At 35.0% G+C, this 17,021-nt stretch carries 11 protein-coding genes; 5 read left to right on the forward strand and 6 right to left on the reverse strand.

Annotated features, from left to right (window positions below; genetic code table 11):
- The first annotated feature begins 514 nt into the window (after positions 1-514).
- The 4 genes from ABI657_RS16710 to ABI657_RS16725 all read left to right on the forward strand — a co-directional run bounded on the left by ABI657_RS16710 (position 515) and on the right by ABI657_RS16725 (position 6,937).
- Entirely contained in the window at positions 515-1,282 is a 768-nt protein-coding gene (locus ABI657_RS16710; RefSeq protein WP_348098408.1) for a hypothetical protein, read from the forward strand.
- Positions 1,283-2,258: 976 nt separating this feature from the next.
- Positions 2,259-2,696, forward strand: a complete 438-nt coding sequence (locus ABI657_RS16715; RefSeq protein WP_348098409.1) for a Gmad2 immunoglobulin-like domain-containing protein — start codon at positions 2,259-2,261, stop codon at positions 2,694-2,696.
- A gap of 115 nt (positions 2,697-2,811) precedes the next feature.
- A complete protein-coding gene (locus ABI657_RS16720; protein ID WP_348098410.1) occupies positions 2,812-3,576 on the forward strand; it encodes a helix-turn-helix transcriptional regulator in 765 nt (254 codons plus the stop codon).
- Positions 3,577-4,414: 838 nt separating this feature from the next.
- Positions 4,415-6,937 carry a cellulase N-terminal Ig-like domain-containing protein gene (locus ABI657_RS16725; RefSeq protein WP_348098411.1) on the forward strand — a complete coding sequence of 841 codons (2,523 nt, stop codon included), beginning with the start codon at positions 4,415-4,417 and terminating at the stop codon, positions 6,935-6,937.
- A gap of 279 nt (positions 6,938-7,216) precedes the next feature.
- Here ABI657_RS16725 and ABI657_RS16730 read toward each other — a convergent pair whose 3' ends face one another.
- The 3 genes from ABI657_RS16730 to ABI657_RS16740 all read right to left on the reverse strand — a co-directional run bounded on the left by ABI657_RS16730 (position 7,217) and on the right by ABI657_RS16740 (position 11,386).
- The gene (locus ABI657_RS16730) at positions 7,217-8,584 is read right to left on the reverse strand and encodes a DUF1080 domain-containing protein (RefSeq protein WP_348098412.1); all 1,368 of its coding nucleotides are present in this window, start codon (positions 8,582-8,584) and stop codon (positions 7,217-7,219) included.
- Between the two features lie 21 nt (positions 8,585-8,605).
- On the reverse strand, positions 8,606-9,814 hold the full coding sequence (locus ABI657_RS16735; protein WP_348098413.1) for a Gfo/Idh/MocA family oxidoreductase: 1,209 nt from the start codon (positions 9,812-9,814) through the stop codon (positions 8,606-8,608).
- A gap of 153 nt (positions 9,815-9,967) precedes the next feature.
- Positions 9,968-11,386: a Gfo/Idh/MocA family oxidoreductase gene (locus tag ABI657_RS16740; RefSeq protein ID WP_348098414.1), complete on the reverse strand. Its 1,419-nt coding sequence runs from the start codon at positions 11,384-11,386 to the stop codon at positions 9,968-9,970.
- Positions 11,387-11,752: 366 nt separating this feature from the next.
- Here ABI657_RS16740 and ABI657_RS16745 point away from each other — a divergent pair, with 366 nt between their 5' ends.
- Positions 11,753-12,436, forward strand: coding sequence for a YiiX family permuted papain-like enzyme (locus ABI657_RS16745; protein WP_348098415.1), 684 nt, complete (start codon positions 11,753-11,755; stop codon positions 12,434-12,436).
- Positions 12,437-12,630: 194 nt separating this feature from the next.
- On the opposite strand, the gene ABI657_RS16750 is transcribed toward ABI657_RS16745, so the two are convergent.
- From ABI657_RS16750 to gnd, 3 genes are all read right to left on the reverse strand, one after another.
- The gene (locus ABI657_RS16750; RefSeq protein ID WP_348098416.1) at positions 12,631-14,076 is read right to left on the reverse strand and encodes a gluconokinase; all 1,446 of its coding nucleotides are present in this window, start codon (positions 14,074-14,076) and stop codon (positions 12,631-12,633) included.
- Positions 14,064-15,383: a gluconate:H+ symporter gene (locus tag ABI657_RS16755; RefSeq protein WP_348098417.1), complete on the reverse strand. Its 1,320-nt coding sequence runs from the start codon at positions 15,381-15,383 to the stop codon at positions 14,064-14,066. Before ABI657_RS16755 ends, ABI657_RS16750 begins: the two co-directional genes overlap by 13 nt.
- 212 nt (positions 15,384-15,595) lie before the next feature.
- On the reverse strand, positions 15,596-16,495 hold the full coding sequence (gene gnd, locus ABI657_RS16760) for a phosphogluconate dehydrogenase (NAD(+)-dependent, decarboxylating) (RefSeq protein WP_348098418.1): 900 nt from the start codon (positions 16,493-16,495) through the stop codon (positions 15,596-15,598).
- Positions 16,496-17,021 lie beyond the last annotated feature (526 nt).

The raw sequence follows: 17,021 nt of genomic DNA on the forward strand, positions 1-17,021 counted from the left end.
TAATTGTTTCTGAAATAAAAATAGCAAAATTATATTTGTGTCCACACGGTAGGCTTCTATCAGGGCTGGGTATTTTGGTTTCAAAAATAATAAACAGGTAAAAAGTACGTGACTGTTTATATTGGCAATTGGATATTTTTGGAAAAAAAATTTATTTTTTATAAGATTGCTTTAACGGAAATCACAAAAGATACCTATTAATCTTTTGTGAAAAAATTTGCTGTAACAAATAAGAAAAAGAAATATATTTAAAAAAAATAATAAGAAACAAACTTTCGAGTATAGACCTAATTTAGGTAGATTATAGCGACTGGCAGTGATTAAAAAAAACCAGAAAGAATCTATGAACATATTTTATTCTCTATTACTGGCAATATTGGGGCTTACAGTTGTAAACTCAACATCTTTTATACTATTGGGCAATTATGCAAACGCTGGGCAGGCTTTTTTAAATCCTCCACTTCGCCAATTTTTTTAAATTGTAACATATTTTTCACAGAATTAAGAATGCCATATGAAAAAAATTATTACGATTGCATTATTATTTATAAGTCATTATTCAAATGCACAATTTGATGGTAGTTGGTATACCTTTAGAATCGAAGACATTTCCTTCAACACTATAGCTAAAGACAAATTGATAACAGGGAGAATTGTTAATTACAATTCTAATAAAGAGTACATTGCTTCAGCTGACACTTTGAATATCAAAAAACAAATCATAAAAAATGACTCCATACTATACCTAATAACAAATCCAGAGATTGATAATTCAATTTATAATTCTAAAAAAAATCAAATTATTAAATTTGTTTATCATAAAAATTCCAATACTCTTTCGACGTTTTTTTTTAATACTTTGAATAAATTTCAGGAATTACAATCTAATACAGAAAATTTGGAAATTAAAGATATTGAGAAATTTATAAGTGAAGACAATTCCAATATCAGTTATCTAACTTATTATCGAAAAGAAACAATCAATACTTATATAAGTTATACGAAGTTAATTGAGCAGCCCACTGATAAAATCATAAAATTATATGAGAATCTTAGTTTAATTTATTTAGCACTGCATTCAAAAACTGAAAAAGAAATGTTTCCATATTTTCTTCTAAAAGGAATGTCGAAGAGTGTTATTCAAGTTCCTGCATATTTAGAATTAAAAGTTAGTCCATTGGTAAGCAGAGAAAATTATGATGAAATTTTAATTCGTGAGAAATTTATAAATAACAAGAGTGTAATTGATGCATTGGAGAAATTTCAAAATGCAATGAGATAAAAAATCATCCAGCCAATCTTCGTTTGGAAATATGGCGGTGTAGGATTATTTAAAGTTGTTTTCGTATTTTAAAAGTAGTATTTGACCGAAAATAATGTTAATCTAGTCCAAAACACGTTTAGCTATGCAAATGGTTAGTGTCAAACATATAAACACACCCGGATCAAGCTGCGTAATATCCGGAAAACTCATAAATAGACAGATAAGAGAAATTTGCTAATACAAACGAAACAGCAAAATTAGATGGCAAAACTTTCCATTTTACTGGTTTAAAAAAAAAGAAAGCTAATAACAAAAGTAATTTATTAAAAAAACCATAGCGAGTTTTTTTTTATATCTTTAGAGACCTGATGTTGGGATATTTTTGTCTGTAGACCTCTTCGGACTTACAAAAGTAGCAGCCATCAAAATAGCACTTATGAGAAACACGGATGTAATTGATTAGTATGAAGTTAAATAACAGACATTTGCATTAGCGAAAAATACGAAAAATAACTAAGAAGAGCTTAGAAGTAACTTGAAATTCAACAAAGAATCACTCATTAACTAAATTAAACAATTATGGCAAACAAAAAATTTATGCCCAGCGCACCCAACCAAACAATATGGGCTATTGCGCTCATCCTAGGTTTTTTAGGCATTTTGGGACATTATTACCATATAGATATATTGTCAAAGTATAACTATGAAATGTTGTTAATTGGCTTTATTTTACTCGTTATTGGTACGACATTTCGAAAGGTATAGTACTAAAGTTATCCCAGAGCCAGTAAATTTCTGAGTTTTGAATTTAAAGAAAACTAACTTGTGGTAATATTCATAGCAAATTTCCGGTTTCTGTAAGTGACACGTCTTAATTTATAGTTTTGTTAAACTGTATCAGAAAATAATCACTACATATTTGAAACCCGGCGATAAGTTACGTTTATTACCATTTCAACTCATTATGCATACAAACAACCACAAAGAAATAACTATGAAATTGATAATTATGTTTTCGATTCTATTGTGTATCTCTTGTAATAAAGAAAGTAAGACTGTAAAAAAGTCTGAAGACAAGTTTACGTCTAAAGATACTGTAACTACCAGTTCATCTAATACAATTCCTAAAAAAATATTTTTTAATGAGCTCTTTAGGGAAGTGACAGTAGAAAAAATAACAGCGAATAAATTTCGAGTAAAAGGAGAAGGTCAAATATTTGAAGCGAATTTTGGCTGGGTAGTTGAAGATGGTCATAATGAATTAAAAAGTGGCTTTGAACAGACAGACGCAGGCGCACCGAAATGGGGAAAATTTGATTTCTCATTTGAAGTTTCAAAATCAAATGAAAACTCAACTTTAACACTGATACTATTCGAGACAAGCGCAGAAGATGGAAGTCGTAAACATGAATTACCAATATCTTTACTGTAATCGAAATAAACGGCAATTTAAAATTCCATTTTCGAAATAACTGTTGGGCAGTAAAGAGCCAGAACATTAGGTGTCATTATAGAGCTACACCAAAAAAATAAACATTTTAACAAAAATGAATTTTAAAACTCTAATCCCAGACCAATCAATTTCGCATTTTGTAAAGAGTATTTTAGTTTTCGACGAAACCAAAATTGACCAGGAAACAATACTACCCTTTTTTGCCGATGGTTATCCCGGACTTATGTTTCAAGATTCAGAAAATGGTTTATTTCTAAGCCCGCATAACAAACACTTGCCATTGCTATTTCTTTATGGACAAACGATAACACCAATTGAAATAGTAATAAACGGAACTTACCAATTGATAATTTTTCAATTATACCCTTTTGTTCTCAAAAGTTTTTTCAATGTAACTGCAAAAGAAATTAATGACAGTTGCTATGATTTGAATCAAATTGAAAATGGAAATATGATAATTAATCAACTTAATGAATCTTCCAATCTCGGGAAAAGAATAGCAATTTTGACAAGTATGCTTTTTGATATTTTTCAATCCAGAAAAGAAACGCTTGATTTACTAATTAGACAGGCCATACAAATTGTTATGGATAACAAAGGACAAATTTCAATTGTAAGTATTTGTGACAAAATAAATTTGACAGAACGAACATTTGAAAGAAGATTTATGAAAGAAGTTGGGATTTCTGCCAAACAGTTTTCAAACATTATAAAATTTCAATTTTCAATGCAACAATTAACAACAAAAGATTTTGAAAAACTTACAGACATAGTATATGAAAACGGCTATTCAGATCAATCGCATTTTATAAAAGTTTTTAAAGTGTACACAGGTAAAACACCTAAATCGTTTAAGTAACAAAAATCATTTTGTCGTTTTTAACAATTTTATGGCTGATCACTATTCTAATTTTGTCTCATAATTTTCAAGAAAAAAATATGGGCAACAGAGTTTTAAGTTTAGGAAGCACCGGCAAAACAGGTAAACGGGTCGCAGAATACTTGCAAAATCTTCAAATATCCATTCGCTTGTGGTATAGAAACGGACATCCGCATTTCACTTGGGACGATCCGAACAATCGGCAAGAAGTATTTTCAGGTCTAATATTTTCTATATCACTTTTAAACCGGATTTAGCAGTACCAAAATCCATTGAAAAAATCAAATATTCTGATAAATTACAATCTGATAATTTTTTTTTTATGATTTACAGACAACTTACAAAAGTTTTTTCATCAGAGATTTTGTTACGAAACCAAATGCCCCTTTTATTCCTGGGTTTGGACTTCCTTTAGCCAATTAACAGATGACAAAATTTTTGTAACTGTACTTTCTAATAACGAATCATTTTCATACATTCTACGCTATTGACTTTTAGCAATTGCCTTTCAAAAGAAGCAGAACTTCCATAAAAACATAATAAAACTAATATTTGCAAAGCACTATATGAAAAATATGCAGGTAAATTACAGTATTTGCAAAGCCATAATTTTGACAAAAGGAGGAGTAAAAGAGGTATTAAAAAAATAAGCCAACTTAAAAAATTCCATAGAAAAACAGTTTCCATAAGAAGAATTTTTTAACAAAATCAACTATTATTACCAGTTTTTGCTTCATTTGTTTTATTTTCTGCAATCAGTTATTATTACCTTTATAAGTTAGAACCACTCCATAAAGGATAATTGATTTAACTAACTATGAAGAAAAAACTATTTGTATCATTGATGTTGCTGCTAACATCATCTAGTATTTGGTGCCAGGATTTAAAGCTTAATGATCTTGAGTATTTCGAGACGCAAGGCGTTAATGTCCTTGTTTATAATAACCTTTTTACCGGAGGTTTTAACGATGAAAAGAATGCCGGTATAGAATTAATTCATCACGGAGTCCGAACTGCACAAGGTGGTGCTGTGAGACTTTCCAATACTCCTGAACAATGGGATCTTGTTCCGGAAATACCATCCCGAAAGGTTGACCGGGCATCTAAAAGTATCGAAACTACTTTAAGATATAAAGATTATGATTTTGATTCGAGAGTAGTCGTTACGGCTAAAGGTAAAGGAGTTGAAATATCTGTTTACCTGGATAAACCCATTCCAAAAGCTCTTGAAGGCAGTGCAGGATTTAATCTTGAGTTTTTACCTTCGCAATATTGGGGAAAGGCTTATTTGATGGATGGCCGATATAATCGATTTCCGCGCTATGTGGTAGGCAATACAGTTACCAAGCCTAACAGTGAAAAACCAAAGCAGTTTAAGGGATACAAAACTTCAGATGACAGAGGAACTGATAAATTTATTGATCCGCTTCCTCTCGAAACCGGTCGTACCTTTCTTCTTGCACCCGATGAACCTTCCCGCTTGATAAAAATTACCTCGCAGGATACCGATCTTATGCTTTATGATGGACGTATGCTCGCACAAAACGGCTGGTTCGTAGTTCGTAGTATACTTCCAACAGGAAAAACTGGCAAAGTTTTAACTTGGACGGTTGAACCAAATGCTATTAAGGACTGGACAAGGGAACCAAATATCGGATTCTCTCAGGTAGGCTACATCCCTTCGCAAGAAAAGGTATCAGTAATTGAATTAGACAAAAAAGACAAACCACTTGCAAAAGCCTCCTTGTATAAAATAGGTAACGACGGAAATGCTACAGAAGTATTTAACGGAAAGATTGTGCCATGGGGAAACTATTTTAAATATCACTATGTAAAATTCGATTTTTCTTCGGTTAAAGATCCTGGAATATATTACATCCAGTATGGCAACTTTAAAACAAATAATTTTTTAATACAAAATAATGTTTACGATAAGATTACCGATGCTACCAGCGATATTTGGATACCCATACATATGAATCATATGTATGTAAACGAGGCTTACAGGGTATGGCATGGAGAACCTTTTAAGGAAGGATACCGTCAGGCTCCTCCCAATACAGACCATTTCGACCTTCATGGACAGGGACCAACAACCGATACTAAATTCAAACCCCTTGAACTGATACCAGGATTAAACGTAGGTGGTTTTTTTGATGCCGGAGATTTCGATATTGAAACTAATGCTAATATCAGCGTTGTTCAGAACTTTGTGCAAACATGGGAATATTTTAAACCCTTACGTGATCAGACTTTTGTTGACCAGAATCAGCGTTACGTAGATCTTCACCGACCTGACGGAAAACCTGATGTACTACAGTTTATCGAACATGGAACATTAAACCTGGTGGCTCAGGCAGAGATTATTGGTCATATGGCACAAACGCTTTCCAATTCTGTTCTGGACAATTATCACCACCTTGGTGACGCAGCTTCATTAACAGATGGACTGCCTTATAATCCAAATCTTGGTCCTTATGAAAAAGCAAGTGACGGTAAATCAAGCGGGGTTAAAGATGATATGTGGGCATTTACAAGCCGAAACCCTGGTCTTGATCTTAGTGCTGCGACAATGTTTGCGGCAGCAAGCAGAGCCTTGAAGGGTTATAACGACGATCTCTCTGCCAGAGCATTGCAACAATCAAAAAGACTCTTAAAAGAGTCAACTGAATTACTGGCGAGGCAGCCACAAGACACTCTTAGACGAGGCAGGTCCTTTAATGCTGCAACGAATCTGCAATTGTATATATCAACCGGTGAAGAGCAATACAAAAATAAATTTCAGGAACTGTTATGGCCAGCACTTGATCGTAACGTAAATTTCGGTCTTCTGACAGCTTTAGATGCTATCCCTCACATGGACGCAGCATACAAGGAAAAGCTAAGACCTTATGTTGTTAAGTTTAAAGAATATATAGATAAACTTGAGCAAGAAAACCCGTACGGCGTGCCAATCGGCCTTGGAAACTGGGCAGGCGGCGGAATAATGTTAAATTTTGGCACTACCGTATGTTTCGCCAGCAAGCATTTTCCTGAAGTTATTGATGCCAGACACGCTTACAAGACCTCCAACTATCTTTTTGGCTGTCATCCGTATCATAATTACTCCTTAGTGGCAACGGTGGGTGCTACCCGCCCTAAAGCAGTGTTTTATGGCAATAACAGAGCGGACTTTTCCTTTATTCCGGGAAATGTTGCTCCTGGTATATTATTCAGAAAACCCGACCATTTTGAAAATTTCGATGACTGGCCGTTTCTCTGGGGACAAAATGAAGGTACAATTGGGGGTAATACCAGCTATTTAATTTTTGGATCAGCTTTTAAGAATTTAATAAAATAAAATAAAACACCTGAACAGTTTTGAATCCGTTAAGTATTCAAAGCTGTTTAATTTAAGTGCAACTCTTTAAACTATATAAGTTAATTTAAAGAAATTGCATATTGAAAATTATAAATAGTGTAAGTGAAAATAAATTGTAAAACCCTGCTCTTAAAAGAGCAGGGTTTTACAATTTATAATTTTCTGATCATTTAATGTCGTTTCAGAATTACTTAAAGATAAAGCCAACTTAAGGCTGGTTGATTATGTGATTATCCAAAATAATACAGTACAAAATATTTATTTCAGCTCTCTGATTTTAATACTTCTAAAACTTACCTCATTACCATGATCCTGAATTAAAATGTGCCCTTCCGGTGCTTCACCAAAGTTTGGCCATACCTTGTATTTGCTGATAGCAACCAAATCACGAAAAGCCTGAGATCCGCGGTCATACTCTAATACCTTAATACCATTAAGATAGTGTTCTATATGATTATTAGGATAAGCAACAATACGTGCAGTATTCCAATTGCCTGGCTGCTTAAAGAATCGTGGTGATTTTTGTGATTTGATAAGATCGTATAAGGAAGCTAATGTCCTGTTTCCTTCCTTACCAAGTTTTGCATCCGGGTGAAGTGTATCATCCAGTAATTGATATTCAGGGCCAATAGCGGAGCCGCTATTCTTTTCCGTGAGTGTTACAAAATATTTTATACCGCTGTTGGCTCCTTTCGATAATTTAAAATCGAGCGACAAATCAAATGCACTGTATTGATTTTTGGTAACAATATCTCCTCCATTTGTTGATTCACCTCCAGAGGATGACAATACTTTCAGAATCCCATCCTTCACTTCCCATCCTTTTTCGGGAAAAGTATTTTTATGAGCACCATGCCAGCCTGTAGTGCTTTTGCCATCAAATAGCAATTTCCAACCGTTTTCCTTTTCATATGTGGTAAGCACATTAGGTAATAGATTTACAACATAAATCCCTTTTGGAAAAGGAAGGGGTTTACTATTTTTTGTTTGAATACGGATATTCTTCCAACATATTTTTATACCTGCATGCTCCGGTCTTCCAATCGAATGTATCTGCAAAGCTAAAAGTCCCTCATTCACGGTTAGGGAATCTACCAGATAAGAAACCGGCACTCCATCCAACCATGTTTTTACTGAATTTCCTATGCATTCAATACGCATTTTGTGAAAAACGTTTAAGGTAAAAAGTTGTTGCCCATTTGGATTATAAGATCCGGGATACAACCATTCTCTTCTTCCTTCATCGTAAATGCCTCCACTCCACTTGCGTGATGAAGGATCTAATTCATATTGGTAGCCATAGACACGTCCTTTTCCATCATTTGCTTTAGGATCAAAATTACTTTTGAACTGTACACCCGAATTGGTATTAGCATCTGATAACATAGTTTCCATCTCTAAAACAAAATCACCGGTAAATTTTTGATCATTTACTAAAAATGAATTGGGTGATTTGTCAATCGTTGTGCCAATAATCATTCCATTTTCTACGGTGTAAGGTGCGGATCCAGTAACTTGTTTCCAGCCTTTTAGGGTTTTTCCATCAAATAAGGATTGCCATTCCTTGTTTTGTGCAAAACCATTTGCTGCAATAAATAACAAAGCAATTATTGTGATTTTTTTCATAGTGTATTATGTTTTTCAATTTTATACAATATTAAATTCAGGTTTCCATTTTTCGATGGTATTATTATAAATTGCCTTATTCATAAGGTGTACACAACAAGCCGTTTTAGCACCAGTAATAACATTTGATACAGGTGTAGAATGGGTTGTGATAGTTTTATGAAATTCCTGCAAGGCATACCAGCTTCCATCTTTTGATTTTTCCTTGAGAATAGGAATTCCTCCATCTTTATTCCACTCAATTTTTGAAGCACCGCTGACACCATCAACTATTTCAAGCTCTTTTCTAGTTTGCTTTTCAGGAAAAAACAATCCATCATCCATCAACAATTCGATTGTCCCTTTTGTTCCTTTTAATTTAAAAAGATATCCATCTTTTTCATTTGCACAAGTAGCTCCAAAATTCCCAATCATTCCATCCTTGTTGTAACGCAGAATGGTCTGTATGTTATCAAAAGTTTCTCTCCCATCCTTATAATAGTCAATACCGCCTGTTCCCAGTATTTCATCGGGATGTGTATTGAAGGCCCAGTTAATAAAATCAACCTGATGTGATAATAATTCTGCAGGCAACCCACCGGAGTACTCTTTGTACATACGCCAGTTCACCTGCCTTTCCGTGTAGCCTTCAGGTACGGGTCTTCGCCAATTTGCATTACGGTCCCACCGGCAATCGATCTGTGTTACTTTACCCAGATAACCGTTATCAATCATTTGTTTTACTTTAAAGTAAAGCGGTGTGTAGCGATACTGGTGGCCTACCTGCAAAGTTTGGTTGGGATGCTGTTGGGACAATCTAACCAATGCTAGTGCCTGTTCTGCATTGTAGGTCATTGTTTTTTCGAGGTAGACATGTTTGCCTGCCTTGATAGCTGCTGCAGCAATTTCATAATGATTGTATAGCGGTGTAGCAATGATTACAGCATCAATTGTTTTGTCATCCAGCAACTTGCCATACTCTTTTTCGTAACGAATGTTATTTTTTTTACCTAATATCTTTGCCTTATCTAGACGAAAAGGCAACACATCACAAACCGCTTTCAATTCAAACTCTTCCGGCATGTCGTTTATTACACTACCGAGACCATTTCCCCTGTCTCCACAGCCAATTATTCCGATTGAAATTATTTTAGCTGTTTCACTAAAAGAGTAGGAATGCAACATTTGCTGATGCAATAACAAGCCAGCAGTAAATAATCCTGACTGACGGATAAAATTTCTACGTTTCATAAGTAAACAGAGTTGATAATTATATAAATTTTAAAAGCAGATTTACTTCACGGACAATTCCCAATGTTTTTATTTCTGTAGATAAAATCTGTAATATTATTAGCTAAAGCCAATAATTCTGGAATAGGGATTTTTAATTTGTTAAACAGCCAATTATACTTTATAATATTCCTCCCATCCTTTGCGGGGCGGAGGTCCCATTAGTAATTGATTCGCTTTTTTACTGCTTGTAATAATTTTCTTTGTTCTGTCAAAAACAATTTTCTCGCCAGTCCATTGTGCAAGAACACCCAGGCAAAATACCTGGCTTAAAGGTCCTGCAATAGCGAAAGGCGAACGTGTTTGTTCTTCACCCTTACACGCCTTTAGAAAATTAGCGAAGTGATTAGAAGGACTTAAAGGAACGTTAGGCAGACTGGAGAACATTTGTTTTGCCTTTTCATCAGGTATAATTGACAATGCACTACCATGTGAACCTCCTTTAAAAGTAAGTTCTTTGCTGTAAATGATTTTACCCGGATTAAGTTTTGCTGGTTCTATTGCGCCTGTACTTGGAGGTGGAATATTGGGATCAAGACCTTGTACACCATATCCTTCAGGTATTGGTGGAAAATTATCTACTCCATCATACCATTTTATTTCCACAGGAGGCATATCACCACGTTTTGGGAATTTGAATGAAAGAGTGGTCGACATGGGATAAAAGAAATTATTGTGACCCTCTAATTTTAAAGGATCAACTTCGTATGGAAGACCAAGATCTAAAAATTCATGGGCTGTATCAAGAATATGTGCTCCCCAATCGCCTAATGCGCCCATACCAAAATCATACCAGCAGCGCCATTGCCCATTGACGAATTCCTTGTTAAACTTATGTCCTTGTGTCTGCATTTGCCAAATATCCCAGTCGAGTGTTGATGGAATAGGTTCCGCCGGTGGGAAAGAAGTAATATTCGGATCCCATTTGTGCCATCGTCTTGGTGAATTCATATGTGCAGTAATAGCAGTTACATCTTTGATTATGCCTGCTTCCTTCCAGGCTTTAAACTGAAAATAGTTTTCTTCTGAGTGTCCCTGATTTCCCATTTGGGTTACCACTTTCGGGTATTTTACTGCGGCCTTCATCATCAATTCTACTTCGTTAAAAGTGCGTGCCATTGGCTTTTCTACATACACGTGTTTTCCCAAAGCCATTGCCATCATTGTTATGGGAAAATGAGAAAAGTCAGGTGTTCCAATAGAGACAGCCTCAAACTGATTACCCATTTTATCAAACATCTGTCTGAAATCCTTAAATCTTGGAACATTGGGAAACATTTTTAGTATCTCTAATGTATGGGGTGCCTCCATATCAACATCACACAGAGCCACAACATTTGCCAATCCAGTAGCGTATAAGGCTTTGATAATTTCTGCACCCCTGTTTCCTATACCAACACAAGCAAGATTGACTTTATCAACGCTTCCAAATGCCCGCCCAGTAGCCAATAATAAATCAGGTGTGGCAATAGCCACTGATGCAAGCAATGCATCCCTTAAAAATTTCCTTCTTGAATAATCATCATTAAACATATCCACAAATTATTAAATTAAAAAAAATATCCTGCTAAATATAGGAATTAATATTTTTAAAAAAATAAACTGTAAAATATTTCACAAAACAAATTGGTACGTTAAATTTCATATGTTACGAAATAATTTCTGCCAATTAATTTGAAGCCTGAAAAGAATATTGCAATCCAATTGGTCAATTACCTTTTTTTAATCTTAAAAACTATAGCAATCTTTCAAATAGTTTTGCCTGATTCCAGCATTTGATGTGCTTTTGACTTTAACTGGTAGAAATCGATTGTCTATTGGTACAAATTTGTCATCTATAAATTTAAAAATGGCTTGTTTTATAAAAATAAACAATACTTTTAAGTTTTAAAATTCAAAATGAAGAATACAAAATACCTCATACTCGGAATTACCTTTTTACTCAGTTTTTGTTTAGCCCTTTACGTGACGATGCAGGTTTTTCGGACCAATCCCTTTATGGCATCTACAACCAAAGAACAAAAAGGTTTACCTGAAAAAATTCAGGATGGCGATATCATTTTTCAGACTTCAGAGTCTCCCCAGTGTGAGGCCGTACGAATTGCAACCAATTCCAAGTTTTCGCATTGCGGAATCATCTATGAAATAAATGGAAATTTATTTGTTTTTGAAGCCGTTCAGCCTGTAAAACTAACTCCTTTGGATGATTGGATTATGCATGGAAGGGATAAAAATTATGTTGTAAAAAGAGTAAAGAATGCAGCCAAGATATTAACTCCAAATACGCTTCAGAAAATGAAAGACTACAGCCAGCAATTTGACGGTAAAGAGTACGACGCCTTTTTTGAATGGACCGACACCCGAATTTACTGCTCTGAATTAGTCTGGAAAATCTATAAAAACGGAGCGAATATTGAATTATCGAAACTCCAGCATTTGAAAGATTTCAATTTAACCGATGAAAGAGTGAAAAAGGTTTTAAAAGAAAGATACGGAAATGATATTCCTTTGGAAGAAAAAGTGGTTTCGCCTTCTAATTTAGTAGATTCTGATTTGTTGGTAACTGTAATTGATACTTATTAAACTTAAAATGAAGAATAATTTATTTTGTCAATTTCGACGAAGGAGGAATCTTCGTTAGAACATCCCACAATCTAAATCATATACGATGCGGAGTTTCTTTTGGAGATGCTTCCTTCGCCAGCATGACAAGTTTTGTGATTGATTAACGTTAATCAAATTTTTTTTACAAACAAACTAAACATAACTTTTAAAATTTAAGGATCAAGCAAATCCTTCAATACTGGATAAACCATTTTAAACTTCGCAAAAGCATCTTCATACACCTTTTTATGCTTAGCATTCGGAAAAAAAGTCATTCCCGTTTTGTTTTCGTTGGTTGTATCAATTCCTAAAGATTTCATCCCTACCAAGACTGCACCCCAGGCAGAACCCTCAATAGTCTGTGATGTTTCGACTTGCATCTGGAAAATATCAGCTGCCATTTGAAGCCAGAGTTCGCTTTTACCAAACCCACCGCTGGCCATAACTTTGATTTGTTTTCTTTTTTCAGGATCGGGAAGCAGAATTTCAGTGATCTGAAATAATCCAAACAAAATTCCTTCCAAAGTTGCCCTTGTCAAATGTGCCTGAGTATGTGTAATCTGCATGCCCAAAAGTGATCCTTTTGCAGAAGCATCCCAAATTGGTGCTCTTTCTCCCAATAAATAAGGTACAAAAAGCAAACCATCTGAACCCGCAGGTATTTTTTCTGCTTGTTCAAAAAGGACTTCAAAAGACTGATCTGTTTTTAACAGAGTTTCGCGAAGCCATTGCAAAATAATAGCGCCATTGTTAACTGCTCCCAAAGTAAGGTATTGATTCTCCATCAAATGGTAACATTGCGTTCGCATCTGTTCATCCAAATAAGGTTTGTCAATTGGTAATCGTAACGCCCCGCTTGTACCAATAGTTAAGGCAATACAATCTTTATTCATCGCTCCGGTACCAAGATTGGCCAAAGCACCGTCTCCGCCTCCAATCACATACAGAAAATCATCTGAAATACCTTTGCATTGATGTGTGACTTCACAGACTTTTGATAATTGTTGGGGTTTTATGTTTAAAAATCCCAGCACTTCATCATCCCACTGCAAAGTATGGATATTCAATAATCCGGTGCCCGAAGCCATTGAAGTATCGGTATAATATTCTCCTGTCAGATAATGCCAGACATACTCTTTAATACTTATGAATTTATAGGTTTTCAAAAAAACTTCCGAATCAAATTCCTTAAACCACGCTATTTTGGTCATGGGAGAAAAAGGGTGAATCGGAATTCCGGTTTTCTGGTAAAAATGTTTTCCTTTTTCGGAGTTTTTAAGTTCTTCTGCAATTCCACTGGCTCTGTTGTCTGCCCATAAAAGGGCGTCAGTTAGTGGTTTTCCTGTTTCATCAATTGCGATAATACTCTGCATCGCCGAACTAAAACTGATAAATTCAGGCTGAATACCTTTTGTAATTTCTTTGATACATTTTAAAACCGTTTCTAAAATTTCCTGTGGGTTCTGAACACTCCAATTCGGTTTTGGATGATACATCGGATAAGAATTTGAAACCTGTCTGACTACATTTCCGTGTACATCAAAACAAATTGCTTTTGTCGCCGTTGTGCCAATGTCAATTCCTATATAAAGTGATTCCATTTCTTTTATTTGATCCATAAATTTAGTACCAATACCCCTATTAACCCCATCACACCGATAATGGTTTCCATCACTGTCCAGGTTTTAAAAGTATCCGAAACGCTGATGCCAAAATATTCCTTGAACATCCAGAATCCTGTATCGTTAACATGTGAACACATTAAACTTCCTGCGCCAATGGAAAGTACCATTAATTCCGGACTTACACCTGAAGCCACTACCAATGGCTGTACAATTCCTGCGGCTGTTAATCCTGCAACTGTTGCAGATCCTAACGCAATCCGAATTATAGTCGCAATCAGCCAGCCCAAAACCAACGGAGAAAGTGACGATTTTTCGAAAAAAACACTTAAATCTGATCCCATCCCGCTGTCTATCAGAACCTGTTTGAAAGCACCTCCTGCACCAATAATCAGGATAATCATCGTGGCAGCACTCATGGCACTACCCGATTTATCCATAATATCCTGCATTTTTCTTCCGCGAAAAATACCTAATGAAAATACCGCAAAAAGCACCGCAATGAGCATCGAAGTGGTTGGGTTTCCGATGAAAAGCAAAACAGAACGCAAGGAACTTTCTTCCGGCAAAACCAATTCACTAAAAGTAGCCATTCCCATTAAAAAAACAGGAACCAACGCGGTCAGGATGCTGATTCCGAAAGAAGGCATTTGTGCTTCTGTAAACATTCTGCTTTCGAATAATCCTTTTGGAGGAAAAGCGCTGATCTTTTTTATAAATTCAGGAAACACAATTCCGGCAGCAAAAAGCGCAGGTAAAGCAACTAAAATTCCGTATAGAAGTGTTTTTCCGATATTAGCTTTAAAAATAACAGCAATCGCTGTTGGACCCGGATGTGGGGGTAAAAATCCGTGAGTAATGGAAAGTGCCGATGCCATTGCAATTCCGAGATAAATAATAGGCTGTCTGGTGCTTTTGGCAACTGCAAAAACCATCGGAATCAAAATGATAAATCCGGCATTGTAGAACATAGAAATTCCCACCGAAAAACCGGTAATAACCATTGCCCATTTGATGTGCCTGAAGCCAAAAGAGCGAATCATAACCGAACTTATTATTTGTGCAGCACCACTATCTGAAAGCAGGTTTCCCAAAATAACCCCAAATGCAATAATCAAAATCAAAGAGCCTAATGTGCTTCCAACTCCCTGCTGGATGGAATTGATTAAATCCTGAAAAGGCATTTCCTTTGCAATTCCAACAAAAAAGGCCGCAATAATCAAGGCAATAAAAGCATTAAGTTTCGCGCCGGAAATAAGAATTAATAATAAAAAAATACTGGCAATCAGGATCAGTAATGACATGGTTTTGAAAATGATTAATTATTAATGATATTGGTTAGGTGTAGTTTTTAAACACATAGAATCATAGATTCTGTAAGCTCATTAATAGACGCGTTTCACTTATTTAAAAATACATAGCTATGTGTTGAGAAATGAGTTTCTCTTTTATATTCTTTACAGAACAAAGAAAAGCCTATGTATCTATTTATTAAAGAAATAAGTACTCCAAATTATTATTCATTTTTTTCTACAGCGTGACCTCCAAACTCATTTCGAAGTGCCGCTACCACTTTTCCTGAAAAAGTATCCGACATTTGAGAACGGTAGCGCATCATGATTGAAAGAGCAATTACAGGAGTTGGAACACCTAAATCCAAAGCGGTTTCGAGTGTCCATTTTCCTTCACCTGAAGAATGCATGATGCCTTTGATTCCGTCGAGTCTGGCATCTTTAGAAAACGCATTTTCAGTCAGTTCCATCAGCCAGCTACGTACTACTGAACCGTGGTTAAACAATTTGGCTGTTTTTTGAAAATCAATATCATATTCGGAATGTTCAAAAACCTCAAATCCTTCTGCAATAGACTGCATCATACCGTATTCGATACCGTTGTGAACCATTTTGGTAAAATGCCCGCTTCCTGCAGCTCCGGTATATAGAAATCCGTTTTCTACGGAAATATCCTTAAAAACACCCGATACATAATCGAATACATCAGCATCTCCGCCAATCATCGTACACGCGCCATCTAGTGCTCCTGATGTTCCGCCGGAAGTTCCGCAGTCCAGAAAATCAATTCCATGCTCTTTTAATTGGGCATAACGTCGTTTCGAATCGTTGTAATTGGAGTTTCCACCATCAACAATAATATCATTTTTGGATAAATAGGGTAATAATGAAGTAATAACACCATCTACAATTTCACCCGCAGGAACCATCAGCCAAATGACTCTTCGGCTGGTTAGTTTTTGGCAAAGTTCTTCAACAGTATAAGCAGTTTCAATCCCTTCCTGACCAATTTTTGAAACAAAATCGCTATTGACATCCTGTGCCACCACCTGATAATTATTGCGTTTTAAATTTAAGGCGAGATTAAATCCCATTTTTCCCAATCCTATTATTCCTACTTGCATGATGTGTTTTTTTGTATTGTTTCGTAAAAATATTACTTTCAATCAATTATGGGTTACTATTTGAGTTTTTAATTTTTGGGTTTTAGTGGGAATATGTTAAATAATGTGGTTTAGAAATGTATAGTATAAAGACAAAGTATATTATTTCCACTACAGATAGTAAAAACAACCAATTTGATTAATGAAGAAAATCATACAAATAAAGAAATCATTTAAGTAGTGATAAAAAAAAGGGTATTTTAGCTAAGACATAAAAAATGCTATCTAACTTATTAAAATTACTCATACCATTTTGTGGGAAGAGTAAAAAACAAACGAGCTACAATTTTATAATTATACTGAATTTATTATCACATGAATATTATAATTAAAAAAATGCAGAACACTTAGATAACAGTTTTGAAATTAGTGTTATTTATACTCCGAACTAGAAAAGCATATAAAAAAATAATAGAATAAGATTATATGGAGAACCCGTTGGGTGAAATTATTTAAGAGAATAAAAAAAGATTAGATATTGGTCAAG

Origin of the sequence: Flavobacterium sp. (assembly GCF_039930565.1) — a bacterium.
GTDB lineage: Bacteria > Bacteroidota > Bacteroidia > Flavobacteriales > Flavobacteriaceae > Flavobacterium.